12 protein-coding genes and 1 pseudogene are annotated in these 15,143 nt (G+C 70.8%); 5 read left to right on the top strand and 8 right to left on the bottom strand.

Annotated elements, in window-relative coordinates; genetic code table 11:
* Nucleotides 1-94: 94 nt before the first annotated feature.
* The 5 genes from HEP81_RS37200 to HEP81_RS37180 form a co-directional block, all read right to left on the bottom strand.
* Nucleotides 95-1,162: a DUF6282 family protein gene (locus HEP81_RS37200; protein WP_037656843.1), complete on the bottom strand. Its 1,068-nt coding sequence runs from the start codon at nucleotides 1,160-1,162 to the stop codon at nucleotides 95-97.
* Between the two features lie 60 nt (nucleotides 1,163-1,222).
* Nucleotides 1,223-2,884 (bottom strand): MFS transporter, encoded by a 1,662-nt coding sequence (locus tag HEP81_RS37195; RefSeq protein ID WP_051850226.1) that lies wholly within the window; start codon nucleotides 2,882-2,884, stop codon nucleotides 1,223-1,225.
* On the bottom strand, nucleotides 2,878-3,990 hold the full coding sequence (locus tag HEP81_RS37190) for an alpha-hydroxy acid oxidase (RefSeq protein WP_051850227.1): 1,113 nt from the start codon (nucleotides 3,988-3,990) through the stop codon (nucleotides 2,878-2,880). Before HEP81_RS37190 ends, HEP81_RS37195 begins: the two co-directional genes overlap by 7 nt.
* The gene (locus HEP81_RS37185) at nucleotides 3,990-5,567 is read right to left on the bottom strand and encodes an NAD(P)-binding domain-containing protein (protein WP_037656845.1); all 1,578 of its coding nucleotides are present in this window, start codon (nucleotides 5,565-5,567) and stop codon (nucleotides 3,990-3,992) included. The genes HEP81_RS37190 and HEP81_RS37185 overlap by 1 nt, the downstream gene beginning before the upstream one ends.
* A gap of 115 nt (nucleotides 5,568-5,682) precedes the next feature.
* Nucleotides 5,683-7,140, bottom strand: coding sequence for a cytochrome P450 (locus HEP81_RS37180; RefSeq protein ID WP_037656847.1), 1,458 nt, complete (start codon nucleotides 7,138-7,140; stop codon nucleotides 5,683-5,685).
* A gap of 453 nt (nucleotides 7,141-7,593) precedes the next feature.
* Here HEP81_RS37180 and HEP81_RS37175 point away from each other — a divergent pair, with 453 nt between their 5' ends.
* Both HEP81_RS37175 and HEP81_RS37170 read left to right on the top strand, forming a co-directional pair.
* Nucleotides 7,594-8,970 (top strand): M1 family metallopeptidase, encoded by a 1,377-nt coding sequence (locus HEP81_RS37175; protein WP_243279723.1) that lies wholly within the window; start codon nucleotides 7,594-7,596, stop codon nucleotides 8,968-8,970.
* A 70-nt stretch (nucleotides 8,971-9,040) separates the two neighbouring features.
* Nucleotides 9,041-9,439 (top strand): hypothetical protein, encoded by a 399-nt coding sequence (locus HEP81_RS37170; RefSeq protein ID WP_157854453.1) that lies wholly within the window; start codon nucleotides 9,041-9,043, stop codon nucleotides 9,437-9,439.
* A gap of 46 nt (nucleotides 9,440-9,485) precedes the next feature.
* Here the strand turns inward: HEP81_RS37170 and HEP81_RS37165 are convergent, their stop codons facing one another.
* Nucleotides 9,486-10,226, bottom strand: coding sequence for a class I SAM-dependent methyltransferase (locus HEP81_RS37165; RefSeq protein ID WP_037656851.1), 741 nt, complete (start codon nucleotides 10,224-10,226; stop codon nucleotides 9,486-9,488).
* A gap of 107 nt (nucleotides 10,227-10,333) precedes the next feature.
* Nucleotides 10,334-11,581: an FAD-dependent oxidoreductase gene (locus HEP81_RS37160; protein ID WP_037656852.1), complete on the bottom strand. Its 1,248-nt coding sequence runs from the start codon at nucleotides 11,579-11,581 to the stop codon at nucleotides 10,334-10,336.
* 135 nt (nucleotides 11,582-11,716) lie between these two features.
* Between HEP81_RS37160 and HEP81_RS37155 the strand changes: the two genes are divergently transcribed.
* From HEP81_RS37155 to HEP81_RS37145, 3 genes and pseudogenes are all read left to right on the top strand, one after another.
* The gene (locus HEP81_RS37155) at nucleotides 11,717-12,292 is read left to right on the top strand and encodes a TetR/AcrR family transcriptional regulator (RefSeq protein ID WP_172624469.1); all 576 of its coding nucleotides are present in this window, start codon (nucleotides 11,717-11,719) and stop codon (nucleotides 12,290-12,292) included.
* A 207-nt stretch (nucleotides 12,293-12,499) separates the two neighbouring features.
* Complete coding sequence (locus HEP81_RS37150) at nucleotides 12,500-12,796, top strand: DUF8189 domain-containing protein (protein WP_037656857.1); 297 nt, start codon at nucleotides 12,500-12,502, stop codon at nucleotides 12,794-12,796.
* 147 nt (nucleotides 12,797-12,943) lie between these two features.
* A pseudogene (locus tag HEP81_RS37145) lies at nucleotides 12,944-14,143 on the top strand (PP2C family protein-serine/threonine phosphatase); the annotation flags it as partial.
* On the opposite strand, the gene HEP81_RS37140 reads toward HEP81_RS37145, so the two are convergent.
* Nucleotides 14,102-15,064: an IS481 family transposase gene (locus tag HEP81_RS37140; RefSeq protein WP_190275998.1), complete on the bottom strand. Its 963-nt coding sequence runs from the start codon at nucleotides 15,062-15,064 to the stop codon at nucleotides 14,102-14,104. The pseudogene HEP81_RS37145 and the gene HEP81_RS37140 overlap by 42 nt on opposite strands.
* Between the last annotated feature and the right edge of the window lie 79 nt (nucleotides 15,065-15,143).

Below are 15,143 nucleotides of genomic sequence, written 5' to 3'. Positions count from 1 at the left end.
CGGGTCGGTGACCGCGCAACGATCCATCGGTCAGGCGATCAGCCGACAGTATGCCTGCCGCGGCCCGTGCAGCTGCGGGCGGGCCCGTACACGGTCACCGAACCCCCATCAGCACTCCGGGGTTGATCACGCACACCTGATGCGCCTGCTCCTCGCTCAGTCCGAACGCGCGCATATGGGCCCGGATCAGCCGGATGGCCTCGACGGTGTGCGGGAAGAGCGGTTCGCCCGCGTCGCTGGAGAGGGTGACGTGGTCGGTGCCCAACTCCAGGATGGCGGCGGCCATGTCCGCGGGGTTGACGCCGAGGAGTGGGGAGATCTCGTCGTAGGTGAAGTTCATGTAGATGCCCGCCGAGGTCAGCTCCCGCATCTCGGCGAGCGACAGGTCGATGAACGGGCTGAACGGATGGTCGATCACGGCCTTGGTGATGTGGAGCTCGCGCACCGCCTCGGCCATGGCGAAGATCTCCTCATGGGTGGCGTGTCCGAAGGAGACCATCACGTCGTGGTCGGCGGCCATCCGGAAGACCTCCTTGTACTCGGGCTTGAGCCGCCCGTGCCCGTCGAGCGTGTACTCGCCGACCTCGACCGCGCGCGCCCAGGGCAGCGGGTCGCTCCACTCGGCCGGGTCGGTGCCGGCGCCCCACCAGATCGGCGGGCCGCCGACCTTGTGGAGCGTGTTGGCGCTGCGGAACACCGGCATCCACACCGCCTTGACGCCGTCCGCCAGCTGGGTGCGGGCGGCCCGGAGCATGGGCAGCCCCTTGGTGAAGCTGGTGATCCAGCCGGCCCACAGGCCGATCGGCTCGACGCCGGTCTCCTCGCACCAGCGCCGCAGATCGGCGGCCACCTCGCGGATCACCCCGGCCGGACCGGCGACGTCCGGGCGCCGCATGCCCAGGCTGCTCTTGAACAGCAGTCCGCCCATACCGCTGGCGGCCGCCGTGCGGGCCACCGCCAGCGCGTCCTGCTGGCCCTCGTGGGCGTGGCAGTGCAGGTCGATCGCACCCTCCACTCCGTGGACGGCCGGCGGTTCCAGTGGGGTGTCGCGGTAGCCTATCCGTGCCCGGTAGGAGGCCAGGAAGCGGTCGTGCGGAGCCCGGTTCGGGCGGCGCAGCCCGGCCTCGGCCATCAGTTCCTTGTCCGCGGGGATGCCGTCCATGGGTGCGGGTCGCCTTTCCGTGCGTCCGTCGTACAAAAAAGAGGGGCGGTCGTCGTCGCTTCAGGTGTCGGACCGCGTCCGGGCGACCCCGACCGGCCTGCCCGGGACGGTCGTCTCCAGCAGCGGTGTGCCCCGGGTCTCGGTGCCGTAGCGCCACAGCACCAGACCGGCCGCGACCAGGGGTACGGCGCTCACCAGTGCCAGGCCCTCCAGACGTGGCGCCGAGCCGAGCAGCAGCGGCCCGAACAGGCCGCCCGCCTTCGTGCCGGCCGCGGCGACACCGCTGCCGGTGGCGCGCAGTGCCGTCGGATAGACCTCGGTGGCGTACGGCGCGAGCAGGGCGGCCATGCCGCCGGAGGCGATGAGCAGCAGGGCGGTGAGCACCACCATGGCGCCGCCGTGCCCGTGCCGCTCGGGGCGCAGCACCGCGTATCCGACCAGGACCAGGGCCGTGAGGGCGGCGTAGAGGCACATCGCCTTGCGGCTGCTCCACCGCGCGTACAGGGCGGCGGCGATGAAGGTGGCGGGCACCGCGAGGGCGGAGGAGATGAAGAGCAGGTTGCCCGCGCGGGTGCCGGCGCCGGCCGAGGTGAGGAAGCTGGGCAGGAAGGTGATGAAGCCCCAGTTGACGATGCCCCAGCTCATCCCGAACAGCACGATCACCCAGGTCTGGACGCGATAGCGGGCCGACAACAGATGGGAGAATCGGCGCTGTTCGGCCTCTGCTCCGAGGCCAGGCCCATCAACCGGCCCGGAACACCGATCTGTTGACGCGTCACCCGAGCCGCTCCCGACGCCCGGCACCGCCCGGATGCCGTACCGCGCCATGACCCGGGCCGCCTCCTCCTGCCGTCCGGACTCGATCAGGAAGCGGGGTGACTCGGGGATCCAGCGGCGCAGCACCACCAGCAGCAGACCGGTGGGCAGCCCCAGCAGCCACAGGGCTCGCCAGCTGTAGTGCGGGACGAGCAGGGTCGAGCAGCCGCTCGCGACGAGGTAGCCCGCGGCGGCGCCGAACCCGCTCTGGGCGACCATGATCCAGCCGCGCCGCCGGGCGGGCACCGACTCCGACATCAGCGAGTACACCGTGGGCAGCATGCCGCCCGCGGCCATCCCCATCAGGGCGCACATCGCCAGGTTCCAGCCGTACGACGGCATGAAACCGCAGATGGAGGTGGCCACGTACATGAGGGCCGACAGCAGGATCGTCGAGCGGCGGCCGTAGACATCGGCGAGCCTGCCCCACAGCAGTGAGCCCACGACGGTGCCGGCGATGGCGACCAGCGGCAGCAGGGCCGCCTCCCCGGCGTCCAGCCCGTACTCCGCGCGCATGCCCGGGACCGCGAAGCCGAGCGACGCGGGCTTCATGGTGTCCACCACCAGGGCCACGGACAGCACCGTCACCAGGGCCCGGTGCGCGCGGGTGAACCCGGCGCCGTCCAGGGCGGCGTACCGCGTGGCGCGAAGTCCGGAGCCGCGGGCGGCGGTCCGCTGCCAGGTGGGCAGCAGACTCCAGGCGGCGGCACCGAGGCCCAGCACGATCAGCACCATGCCGGTGGTCATGGCCGGGCTCATGCCCATGCCCGCCATCGCGAAGTGGTCGTCGCGCGTCATCCAGTACGACGGGACGTGCAGCACCACCCCGATGACGACCAGGACGGAGCCCGCGGCGAAGACGACGCGGCGCGGCCCGCGGTCCCCTGCCGGAGCGGGGCTCACCATCGCGGGTCCTCGCAGGCGACCATGTCCCGGTCCAGTTCGGCGGGGCCGGCGCAGCCGCACAGGGTCAGGGTGTGGGCGAGTTCGTCGCGCAGCATGCCCAGCACCTGCTCCACACCTTGCCGGCCGCCGACCGTCAGGCCCCAGACCACGGGACGTCCCACGGCGACGGCGGCCGCTCCCAGTGCGAGCGCCTTGGCGACATCGGTGCCGCGCCGGACTCCCCCGTCGAGCAGTACGGGAATCCGGTCGCCCACCGCGTCGAGCACGCGGGGCAGTTGGGTGATGGTGGCGGGAGTGGTGTCGAGCTGTCGGCCACCGTGGTTGGAGACGATCACCGCGTCCATGCCCAGATCGGCCGCGATCCGGGCGTCCTCGGGGTGCAGTACGCCCTTGATGACGATCGGCAGTCCGGTCATCGCGCGCAGCCGCCGGACGTGGTCCCAGGACAGTTCCGGCGAGAGGTCCACCTGTCTGACGTGCCCGGGTTCATCGGCGCGCAGCGAACGCAGGTTCTCGCACACCATGCCGGGGGGCAGATCGTGGAAGTCGTTGCGGTCGTTGCGCACATGGCGGCCCAGGGCCGGGGAGTCGGCGGTGACGACCAGGGCGGTGCAGCCGGCGTCCTCGGCGCGCCGCACCAGGGCTTCGGTGAATCCCATGTCGCGCTGGACGTAGAGCTGGAACCACAGCTGCGCGTCGCCGGCCGTCTTCCGGGCCTCTGCGGCTATCTCCTCGACGGCGACCGTGGACAGCATCGCCGCGATCATGATCGCCCCGGTGGAGGCGGCGGCGCGGGCGGTGGCCCGCTCGGCGTCGGGGTGTGCCAGCCGGTGGAAGGCGGTCGGGGCGAGCACGATCGGCATCGAGGTGCGCCGGCCGAGCAGGTCGGTGGTCAGGTCGGGGCGACCCCGCCCCCGGAGCACGCGGGGCACCAACGCCAGTCGGGCGAAGGCGGCTTCGTTGGCGCGCAGGGTGATCTCGTCGTGGGCGCCACCGGCGAAGTAGTCGTGGTGGACCGGGTCCAGCAGTTCCCGGGCGAGCGGCTCGTACTCGCGCACGCTCAGGGGCGCCCCACGCGTCGAGGAGGTCTTCGGCGTGGTGGTCATCACCGCTCACCACCCGTCGCCAGGGGCCGGTCCAGTGTGTCGGCCAGGTACTCGACCAGCGGTTCGACGTGCACCACCGGGTCGTTCCACTCGTTGTCGAGGTTCTCCTTGAGGCGGTGCTCGGAGACGACCTCGCCGCGGTGGAAGTGGCGCACCACCGGATGCAGGTACCGGTCGTCGTGCTGGTGCTCCTGCTCCCAGGCCCGGCCGGCCGCGATGTCGAAGGGGTCCAGCTGATCGTGCCCGGGGAAGTACTCGAAGGTGAGGGTGAGATAGCTGTCGTGCTGCCCGAAGTCCGAGTCGTGCAGGTAGTCCACCGGCATCTCCTCGTAGTGGCGGACGTTGTCCTCGTCCACCACGAGCAGGTCGCACAGGAATGTGAACTGCTGCCAGAGGGCGGAGGTGGTGGCCAGCCGCGCCAGTACGGCGTCCGCCAGCGGGGCCGGGTCGGACGGCAGCGCACGACAGGGCCACTCGGTGCGCTCGTAGCGGCGGTCCAGCATCCGGGTCAGGGCGCGGACTCCGTAGCGGAAGCCGTGGATGAAGGCGCTGGTGTACTTCTTGAAGTCGCGGACCTGGGTGAGGGTGCCCGCGACGTACAGATCGGGGACGTTGACCGATTCCCAGGAGGACGTCAGCGCCGGGAACCGGTCCTTGATGGTCGTCTCGGGCCGGCACTCGGGGGCGAAGATCGAGGCGTCCATCGCGAAGCCGGTGCAGGCGAGCACCCGGTCGTAGCGGAAACGGACGGTCTCGTCGCGGCGCAGATAGGTCAGGGTGACCTCGTATCCGCCGTCCGGCAGCTTCTCGACGCGGTCCACGGCGGCGTCCAGCACGGAGTTCTGGGCCTTGAGTTGGTAGGTGTCGAGGAAGTTGCTGTTGACCGCCCGTAAGTGGCCGATGAAGTGGGTCTTCCAGGCGAGTTTGATCGAACTGGGGCCGAGGACATGGATGACGGCGGCCCGCTCGATGAGGTGATCGGCGGTCTCGAACCCCGAGTTGCCCTTGCCGATGATCAGCACCCGCTGGTCGGTGAAGCTGTCCCGGTCCAGCGTCATGTCCGCGTACGACTCCGCGGTCTCGATGCCGGGGATCGGCGGGAGGTACGCGCGCGAGAAGCCGGTGGCGACCACCACGCGCCGGGCGGTACGCACGGTCCCGTGCTCGTCGGTGACCCTGAACGGCCCGCGCTCTCCCTCACGGGCGACCTCGGTGACCCGGGTGTCGTACCGTATGTCCAGTTCGTGGTGGGCGGCGAAGTCGGCGAGATAGCGCAGATAGTCGTCGGCGTGCGGGAAGTAACGATCGGTGTACCGCGTGAACCGGGGCATGTCGTCGTCGCCGAGCAGCGAGTTCCAGTCCACCCGCAGCTTCTGGTCCGGGTCGTCGAACCCGCAGTACGGCTTGTTGATCGAGATCATCTGCCGGTGCCGCGGGTACTTCCGGTAGAAGGCGCCCGGTACGGGACCCGCCTCCAGGACGAGGTGGTCGCGGTGGGCCCGCTTGAGGAAGTAGGCGAGTTGCACACCGGCGGGTCCGGCGCCGATCACCAGGTAGTCGAGGTGCTTGTGCGTCAATTCGGTCTCCGGGGAGGCGGGTTGAGGCGCAGGGATGGGGTCTCGGAGGCGTGGACCGAGGGATGTGGGGCGGGTTCGGGGTGTGCGTGACGGGGCCGGAGGCCTCGGGTGCGCGTCAGGGGGTGGGGCCCGCGTACGGGCAGCTGCGGGAGCCCGGGCGAGGGGCGCCGTTCACCGATGTGCCCGGCCGGTGCAAGGGGCGCCCTTCGGTGTCGTGGGAGGCGAAGTGGCGGGTGGCCGGCCGGGTGCGGCGGGCGTCCAGCACCATCCAGGTGCCGAAGCCGAGTTGGGCGAGGCCGCGTCCGACGTCCTCGAAGCGGCCCCGCGTCCACAGCGCGCCGCGCAGGGCGGACAGCCGCGGGCGTGACAGCGGGGCGTTCCGGCGGATCAGCAGACAGGGGGCGCGGTCGGGGATGGACCGGGTGTGGGTGACGGGAGAGTCGAGTGCGAAGCGGGTCAGGACCTCGCGCGTCGCGGCGCGCATGATCAGGGGGGCCAGACGCCAGGCGGGACAAGGGCGGTTGGCGGCCATCCCGAAGGGGATGTGACGGGCGTCCTTGGCCGAGATCCGCTCCCAGCGCTCCGGGTCGAAGACGTCCGGATCCGGGTATCCGCTCGCGTGGTACTCGGGGTAGCTGAAGCACAGGACGGATCCGGCGGGGAGGACCGGGAGACCGTCCAGGGCGATGTCGTCGGTGGCGACGCGGTGGGCGATTCCGAAGAGCGGGTAGAGCCGGAAGGTCTCGTCGAGGACGTGGGAGAGGTACCGGTCGTCGTCCGGGTGCTCGGCCAACCGGCGCTGTACGCCGTGATGCTGGGCGAGTGCCAGAAGCAGATGGGCCATGGCCTCCGACATCTGGACGACGGCCGTGTTGAAGAAGGTTCCCTGTAAGTAGTACCCCTGCTGACGGCGGGTCAGCCCGGTCGGCAGGGGTCGCCGGGTGCTCGGGCCGTCGTCGGCGAGCCTGCGCAGCAGGTAGGCGGTCAGGCGGTGACGGCGGCGCAGGTGGCGGGGGCGGGTGCATTTGAGGGCGTTGACCACGTCCTCGGCGTTGTCCACGATCAGCCGTCGCACATGCGCCGGGCAGGGCTCGTCGAAGACCAGGCCGTGGAAGAACTCCGCCCACACCGGCATCATCAGATCCCGCAGGCGGACGAGGGTGACCCGTCCGGTGGCCGCGGTGTCGAGAACGGACGCGGTGTGCCGGGCCGCGCGCGTGTACAGCGTCTCGGAGGGCCCCGAGAGGAAGGCGAGGGTGCACCGGGCGACCTCGTCGTAACGGGGCCCGGCCTCCAGGTGTTCCTGATGGACATCGGCGCCGGGGGCGAGCCAGTACCAGAACAGGTCGGACAGGGCGGCGCCTTTGCTCCGGCCGTTTGCCGCCGGGTGGCCGTAGACCTCCTGGAAGCGGTCGGCGCCGACGGTGGCGCCCGGGAAGGTGACGCCCTCGTCGCCGTTGACCCGGGCGAAGACCTTCATGCGCAGGGCGACGACCGTACGGGGCAGCCACGCCGGGGTGGACAGCAGCAGGGTGCCGGCCGCCAGCGCCACCGCCGTCTTGGACCTGACCATCGTCGCGCTCCTCCTAGTCGTTCCCCGTCCCGGAGGAGGGAGCCGCGTGGGACCGCCTGATCCCACGTCAGGGCGCGTATGTGTTCGCCCTGTTGACTGAAATTGCTTTACGATGCCGCGGAAATTCGACGCCGACGGTACTTGATGTTTAAAGCGCATCACCAGAGAGCGTCATGGTGACCTGGATCACAGCGAGTTGAAGGCCCGCGCGTCGAATACCGAACGCGAAAGGCCGGGCAACTCCACGAGAATTCGGCGACACCGCAGGTGCCTCCATCGGCAACCCGCTGGATTTTTACCAACCTTGAGGCAACCGTGGGGCGATGCGGAGCTTCTGACATCTCGCGTGCCGCAGTCGACGGGAGAAACGGGATGAAACCTCGCACAGCACCTGCCCGCCGGCCCCGGCGTTCCCTGTCCGGCTGGGCTCCGCCGGCGGTGCTGATTCTGGCCATGACGACGTCCTGCGCCGGTTCCGCGCCGGGGGGCGGTATTGCCGCGGCCGCGAAGCCCGGCGCCGCCGGAGTGGGTGACCGGCTCTTCCCGACGCTCGGCAATGGCGGCTACGACGTGACACATTACGGGCTGACGCTGGATTACACACCGGAGACCAACCATCTGAAGGGCACGGCGGTCATCACGGCACGGGCCACCCAGAATCTGAGCCGCTTCGACCTGGACCTGTCGGGCCTGCGGGTACGCACCGCGACGGTGCAGGGGTCGAAAGCCCGATTCTCCCGTTCGGGCGACGAGTTGGTCGTCACCCCGGCGAAGGCATTGAAGAACGACGAGATCTTCGAGGCAGTCGTCACGTACGACGGCACCCCGCGAACGCTCAAAGGCGACGACGGAGGTCTGGAAGGCTGGATCGAGACCGATGACGGCTCGACCGCCCTGGGTCAGCCGACCGGCTCCATGACCTGGTTCCCGGGCAACCATCACCCGTCGGACAAAGCCACGTTCGACATATCGGTCACCGTCCCCAAGGACGAGGACGGCGACTTCTACGACGCGGTGAGCAATGGGGAGCTGGTCGCGGAGAAGGACAAGGGCGAGACGGTGACACGGCACTGGCGCACCGCGGAACCCATGGCGAGCTATCTCGCCCATGTCTCCGTCGGCTACTTCGAGATCCACGAGAGCCGGACACGCGACCGCCTGCCGGTCTACGTCGCCGTCGACCCCGACGAGTCCGAAGGCGCCCGGGCCGTGCCGCACTTGGTGCCCGAGATCGTCGACTGGGCCGGCGAACTCTTCGGTCCCTACCCCTTCTCCTCGACCGGCGCCGTCGTCGACCACCTTCCCGAACTCGGCTACGCCCTGGAGACCCAGACCAAGCCCTACTTCGCCGGGGCTCCGGACGAGACCCTGCTCGTCCACGAGTTGGCGCACCAGTGGTTCGGCGACTCCGTGACCCCGAGGTCGTGGAAGGACATGTGGCTCAGCGAGGGCATGGCCACCTACGCGGAGTGGCTGTGGGAGGAGAAGCGGGGCGGCAGGAGCGCAGACGAGATCTTCGCGGACTTCTACGACGGCACGGACGACGAGGCCGAGGGCATCTGGGCCTTCCCGCCCGCCGAACCGCCCAGCGGTGGGCGCGTTTCCGACCCGCCCGTCTACGGCCGCGGCGCCATGGTCGTACACAAGGTGCGCGAGGCCGTCGGCGACGAGGTCTTCTTCGACATACTCCGCACCTGGACGCGCCGGCACCGACACGGCAACGCCGACACCCGGCAGTTCGTCGCCCTGTGCGAGACCACGTCCGGGAAGGACCTGACCGGGCTTTTCGACACCTGGCTCTTCAACGCGGAGAAGCCGTCCCGGATGTGAGGAGGAGCCCGGGTCGGCCACCTGAAAAGCGTTCGTCGCCCATCGCCCGGCGGCGCTAGCCTCGCCGGTCATGGGAGCACGAGCGCAGTACGTGGTGGTGGAGAACGGCGCCTGGCAGCGGTACTTCTCGCACTGGGCCGCAGGCCGGGTGGTCGACGATCTGCTGCCCGGTCCCGCCGCGGCGACGCGCTGTTTCCGCGCCCAGCGGAAGATCGAGGAATGGCTCGACGACGTGTGGTGCGAAGGTGCCGCACTCGTGGACCACGACCGGCGGATCCTGCTCTGGTTCGGCTTCGCGGACAGCTGGGCCGACCACCGCGCCGCCCGACTTGACCCCGCTCCTCGCCCGTGCCACGGACGCACCCGCCCCCGCGGACACCACCCCCGTGCTGAACCCCGCCGCACTTGTGGCACCCGAACCGGCCGACCCCACCCCGGCCGAACTGTCCGGGCTGCGCACGGCACTTGACGCACTGATCGCAGAGGCAGAGGTCGGCTGACGACCACCCCGTGAGTTACGGCTTGTGGGTCACCCAGAGCAGTTCGGCCGGCCAGCGGTGTGCCCAGTCGGGTGGGTCGGTTTCGTTGTAGCCGTTGGGTGTTCCGAGTTCGGGCCGCGGCTCGATGAGGTCGTCGATGACGAGACCCGCGCCACGCAGGACCTTGACCCAGTCGCCGTAGGTGAGTTGATAGCTGGTCGCGCCGTCGCCTTCGGCGATGGTGTTCAGCCCGAAGTAGTCCTGCCGCAGCGTCGTGGTCACGCGGGCTGCGGCTTCGTCGTAGCACGCCTCGAACCACGGGCTGGCGACGTTGAACACCAGGCGCCCGCCTGGGCGCAAGACGCGTGCGGCCTGCGGGACGGCCAGGTGCGGGGGCGCCCAGCTGAGCCCGCCGAAGTCGCAGAACACCAGGTCGAAGCTGTCGGCGGCGAACGGGAGTTGTTCGGCGGCGCCTTGCACCAGCGGAGGGCGGACCGTTCCCATCGCGCGGGCGGCCGCGGCGAGTTGGGCCTCGGACAGGTCGAGCCCGACCACGGTGGCGCCCTCGGCGGCGAGCGCCCTGGACCACTGACCGGCGCCGCAGCCGAGTTCGAGGACACGCTTGCCGGTGACGTCGCCCAGGGCGTGCAGGTGCGCGTCGGGGATGGAGTACATGCCCCACAGCCGCGGTGCGGCGCCGATGCGCGGGTCGTGCTCATGCTGATAGGCGCCACTGATCCGGTTCCAGAGCCGCCGGTTGGCGGGGATGCTCTCCACGTGCCGACTCCACCACTGCCCGCCGGGGCCGGTCAATACGATCAGGGCACCGGCCGACCCCAGCCTCGGTCCGGCTCTGGGTCGGCCCATGATCCGCCGGACGCGTGCTACGCCTCGGCCCGCTCGCCCCTGTCCCGGGCCCGCTCCCGCCGGTACGCCTCCGCCCGGGCGAGGTAGTCCCGGTGCTCCTGCTCGTGGTCCGGCGGCAGATCCGGCTCGTCGGTGGTGGCGAAGAACCGTACCAGGGCATCGTTGGAGCTCGCGGCCAGCTCTCCGGAGCGAGCGAACATGGCCGACTCGTAACGGGCGACCGCCTCGTCGAGAGCGGCCGCCGGTTCGGGTCCGACCGCACGGCTGACGGCGTGCGCCAGTTCCGCGCCGTCCAGCATCGCGAGGTTGGCGCCGTGGCCGCCGAAGGGTGCCATCAGATGGGCCGCGTCCCCGATCAGTGTGACTCCGGGGACATGGTCCCAGGTGAGCGGGGCGGGCAGCGCCCAGAAGGACCGGGGCACGTAGTCGCCGTCGTTGCGGGCGATCAGCGTGCGCATGGCCGGCGACCAGTGGCCGAACTCCCGTAGGAGATGGGCGCGGATGCTCTCTCGGTCGGTGAGGTCCACACCGGCCGCGATGTGCCAGTCCGGTGCGGCGCGGAACGCGATGTAGCCGCGGACCACGCCGTCGCCGTTGCGCTGGAGGATCACCGCGCGGCCGTCGTTGTCGTTGGAGAACAGATGGCCGGCGCCGACGATCGCGGCGACCTCGGGGTGACGTGCGTCGACCTCGTCGAACCGGGCGTCCAGGAAGCAGACCCCGAGGTGCCGCGGGGCGGCGTCGCTGACCAGGGGGCGGACCTTCGACCACGCCCCGTCGGCGCCGATCACCAGGTCGGCCGGCGCGGTGGTGCCGTCGGCGAACTCCAGGAGGTGTCCGCCGTCGCCGAGCGGGTTCACACGGACCAGCCGGTGGCCCCAGCGAACGGTGCCGGGCCTCAGGTGGTCGAAGAGCATACGGCGCAGCCGGCCGCGGTCGATCTCCGGCGCGGCCTCGTCGCCGGGGCTCGGGGTGAACTCCGCCAGGACCGCGCCGTGGTGGTCGCGGCGGGTCTTGGCCTGCCCCTCCGGCCGGGCCCGCGCCAAGAAGGCGTCGAGCAGCCCGGCGTCCTCAAGGGCGATCTGTCCGGAGTCGGCGTGCAGGTCGAGCGTGCCGCCGGGATCGCGGGAGTCCACGGCCTCGTCGGCGTCGTACACCGTGACCTCGATGCCGTGTCCTTGCAGGACGCGGGCGCAGGTCAGACCGGCGGGGCCCCCGCCGATCACGCAGATCCGGGGTGTGCTTCGGGGTGTGCTGTTCGTCATCGGGACTTTCCCTCGGGTGGCACGGGTCGCGAACGAGTCGCGACAGCACCCAGCTGGGTGCAACCGCTAAAAAAGCGTAACAGCTTAACTTTCTAATTCGCTCCACGATCGCGATAAGGTGACCTGGTGACCGAGATGGGGCGCCGAGAGCGCAAGAAGGCAGCCACCCGCCAGGCCCTCGCGGACGCCGCGCTGCGGCTGTTCTCCGAGCGGGGGTACGACGAGGTCGGGGTGCGCGAGATCGCCGACGCGGCCGACGTCTCGGTGACGACGCTCTTCAAGCACTTCCCCGACGGCAAGGAGGCGCTGGTCTTCGACCAGGACGTGGACCGCGAGGCGGCCCTGGTCGCGGCCGTCCGCGAGCGCCCCGCCGGCCAGTCCGTACCGCGGGCCCTGCACCGGCTGCTGCTGGGCGAGCACTCCCGGCGGGTCCACGACGACCCCCGCTTCGACGACTTCCTGCGCCTGGTCGACACCACCCCGGCCCTGCGCGAGTACGCCCGCCGGATGTGGCTACGACACGAGCACGCCCTGGCCGCGGCGATCGCCGACGACGCCGGGCTGCCCGCGGACGACCCGAGCTGCCGCGCCCTGGCCCACTTCGCCCTGGAGGCACCCGTCCTCGTCCGCGGCTCGAAGGATCCCGGCACCGCCCTCGACCGGGTCTTCGACCTGCTGGACAAGGGCTGGACGGAGCACAGGCAGAAGTAGCCGCACGTGGGTCGAGGTTCCGGTCCGCGGCGGTGTCCGGGGCTGGTTCTCCTTCACCGGGCAGCGGAAGTCGATCACGGTCGAGTGGTGCCGGACGATGCGGAAGCACAGGCGGAACTGTCGTACGCGGACCCGGCATCGCCGCCGCGCCGGCCCAGGCCGACACCTGCAAGCTCATGGGCAAGACCTACAACTGCGGCTGCACCGGTGACGTCCGAGCCGCTCCCGAACGGCACGGAGCAGGCGTTCGTCATCGGCACCGACCGCGCGGCGTGGACGAACTGGAGTCTGCCCGACGGCAGTTGGTACGGCTGGGAGTCGATGGGCGGCGTCACGCGGAGCGGGATCTCCATCTGGGACGCGAGCGACGGCGGCTGGGTGTTCTCGATCGTCGTCACCGGCACCGACGGCAACCCCTGGCACCGCACACGCTCCGCCGGCGGCACCTGGTCCCCGTGGTCCCTTCCCACCCGCCCCGAGCCGGACTACAACGCGTCGTGCTGAGCTCCGGCGCAGGCGGCCTCGCGCCCACGAAGGGGCACCCGGGACGGAGACAGCGGCCGAGCGGGTGAGGCCGACCGGGCGGACCCGGCGGTCGCGGCCTAGGTTGGGGGCAGGGCACCGGCGGCAGCGGGTACGAGGAGCGGCGAGATGGCGGCAGAAGTGGATCACGCGGCCCTGTTCGCGGCCGTCCCGACCCCTTGTCTGGTGCTGGGCCCGGATCTGGTGATCGTGGACGTCAATCGCGCCTACCTGGAGACCACCGGCCGGACGCGGGACGACCTGGTGGGCCGGCACATCTCGCAGGCGTTCCCCGACAACGCCGGTGATCCGGACGCCGACGGGGTGGGGAACATGAACGCCTCCCTGCGCCGGGTGCTGGCCACCCGAAGGCCGGACACGATGCCGCTCGAGAAGTACGACATCCCCGTCCCGCACCGCCCCGGCATCTTCGAGGAACGCTGGTGGTCCCTGGTGAACACCCCCGTCCTCGGCCCGGACGGACAGGTGGCGTGGATCATCCACCGGGGCGAGGACGTCACCGCGTTCGTCAAGGCCCATCAGGCGACCCGCCCCGCAGGCGTCCGGGTGGGCGAGAAGCTGGAGGCAGCCGAGTCGCTGGAGGCGGAGCTGTACGCGCGAGCGCGGGAGCTTCAGCGGCTGAACGAGGAACTGCGCCAGGCCCACACCCGCGAGCGCGAGGTCGCCGTCACCTTGCAGGAGGCCATGCTGCACACTCCCGACCTGGCACATCACTCCCAGGACGTGGTGGTGCGCTACCAGCCGGCGGTCGGTTCGCTGAATGTGTGCGGCGACTGGTACGACGTCGTCGACATCCCCCCGGACCAGCTGGCGCTGGCCGTCGGCGATGTCATCGGCCATGGCCTGCGGGCCGCCGCGGTCATGGGCATGCTGCGCAGCGCCCTGTCGGCGGCCGTACGCGCCCTCGCGCGCCCCGCGCAGGCTCTGGAGGTGCTGGGCCTGTACGCCCGGTCGATCGAAGATGCGCTGGGCACGACCGCGGGAGAGGCCATCATCGACCGGCGGAGCCAGCTGATCACCTACAGCAGCGCCGGACACCTGCCCCCGATCCTGGTGCACACCGACGGCCGCACCGAGCTGCTGGACCAGGCGACCGACCCACCGCTGGGCGCCCGGCCGCAGCATGTGCCCCGCCCGCAGGCCAGCCTCCACTACAAGCCGGGCGACACCCTGGTGCTGTACACCGACGGGCTCATCGAACGCCGTGACGAGGACATCGACACCGGCCTGAACCGCCTGATCGACACCCTGTCCGAGTGCAGCCGCCTAGGTGTGCTGTTCGGACAGGTTGGTGACGCGGCTGGCGGGTGGTTGGCCGCTGATGCCGGTGTGGGGTCGGTGGTAGTTGTACCAGTCGAGCCAGTCGGGAAACGCGGCCTGTCGTTCGGCGTCTGAGGTGTAGGGCCGGTGGTAGGCCCATTCGTCGAGCAGGGTGCGGTGGAAGCGTTCGACCTTGCCGTTGGTCTGCGGGCGCCAGGGCCGGGTCCAGCGGGGGCTGATACCCAGGTCGCGGCAGGTGTCGCGCCAGGTGTTCTTGGTGTAGGCCCAGGCGTTGTCGGTCAGGACGCGTTCGACGGTCATGCCGCATTCGGCGAACCAGGCGACTGCTCGCCGCAGGAAGCCGGCGCAGGTGGCGGCGGTTTCGTCGGGCAGGTCTTCGGTGTAGGCGAGGCGGGTGTGGTCGTCCAGGGCGGTGTGCAGGTAGGCGTAGCCGGCTCCGTTGCGGCGGTCCTTGTTCGGGCTGCCGGCCGCCCGGCCGAGGACTTTGTGGCCGCCGCCGTCGGGGATGCGGCCGAGTTTCTTGACGTCGATGTGGACCAGTTCGCCGGGCCGGGAGCGTTCGTAGCGGCGGATGGGCTCGCCGGTGGCCCGGTCCGTGGCGGCCAGGGCGGGCAGGCCGTGCCGGGCCAGGATGCGGTGGGCGGTGGAAGCGGCGACACCGGCTCGGGCGGCCAGCCGCACCGGCCCGATCCGGTGCTGGCGCCGAAGCCGCACGACTTGCAGCTCGACCGCGGCAGGAGTCTGGCGCGGGCTGTTGTGCGGGCGGCTGGAGCGGTCGTGCATTGCGGCCTCGCCCAGTTGCCGGTAGCGGTTCGCCCAGCGGGCGGCGGTCGTATGGCTGACCTGGAAGCGTTCCGCGGCCTGCCGCAGCGGCCAGCCGTCGTCCACGACACACCGGGCCAGACGCAGCCTGCCGGTCGGAGTCAGCGGGGCATTACGGTGGGACACGAGGGCCTCCTGGGCGTTGGTGCAGATGTCGCAATTCACACCGAACCCAGAAGGCCCTCACCTGTTCAAGCACCCAGCA

It is taken from the genome of Streptomyces griseofuscus (assembly GCF_014673495.1).
Classification (GTDB): Bacteria; Actinomycetota; Actinomycetes; order Streptomycetales; family Streptomycetaceae; genus Streptomyces; species Streptomyces murinus.
The sequence above is the reverse complement of the archived record's forward strand: the minus strand, read 5'-3'. Positions and strand labels throughout refer to the sequence as shown.

What these genes read in the sequence shown, in the direction of transcription:
- HEP81_RS37175 (WP_243279723.1), top strand. Translation starts at nt 7,594, where the DNA reads ATGACGACGTCCTGCGCCGGTTCCGCGCCGGGGGGCGGTATTGCCGCG.
- HEP81_RS37195 (WP_051850226.1), bottom strand. Translation starts at nt 2,884, where the DNA reads ATGGTGAGCCCCGCTCCGGCAGGGGACCGCGGGCCGCGCCGCGTCGTC.
- HEP81_RS37180 (WP_037656847.1), bottom strand. Translation starts at nt 7,140, where the DNA reads ATGGTCAGGTCCAAGACGGCGGTGGCGCTGGCGGCCGGCACCCTGCTG.
- HEP81_RS37155 (WP_172624469.1), top strand. Translation starts at nt 11,717, where the DNA reads ATGGGGCGCCGAGAGCGCAAGAAGGCAGCCACCCGCCAGGCCCTCGCG.
- HEP81_RS37200 (WP_037656843.1), bottom strand. Translation starts at nt 1,162, where the DNA reads ATGGACGGCATCCCCGCGGACAAGGAACTGATGGCCGAGGCCGGGCTG.
- HEP81_RS37190 (WP_051850227.1), bottom strand. Translation starts at nt 3,990, where the DNA reads ATGACCACCACGCCGAAGACCTCCTCGACGCGTGGGGCGCCCCTGAGC.
- HEP81_RS37170 (WP_157854453.1), top strand. Translation starts at nt 9,041, where the DNA reads ATGGGAGCACGAGCGCAGTACGTGGTGGTGGAGAACGGCGCCTGGCAG.
- HEP81_RS37160 (WP_037656852.1), bottom strand. Translation starts at nt 11,581, where the DNA reads ATGACGAACAGCACACCCCGAAGCACACCCCGGATCTGCGTGATCGGC.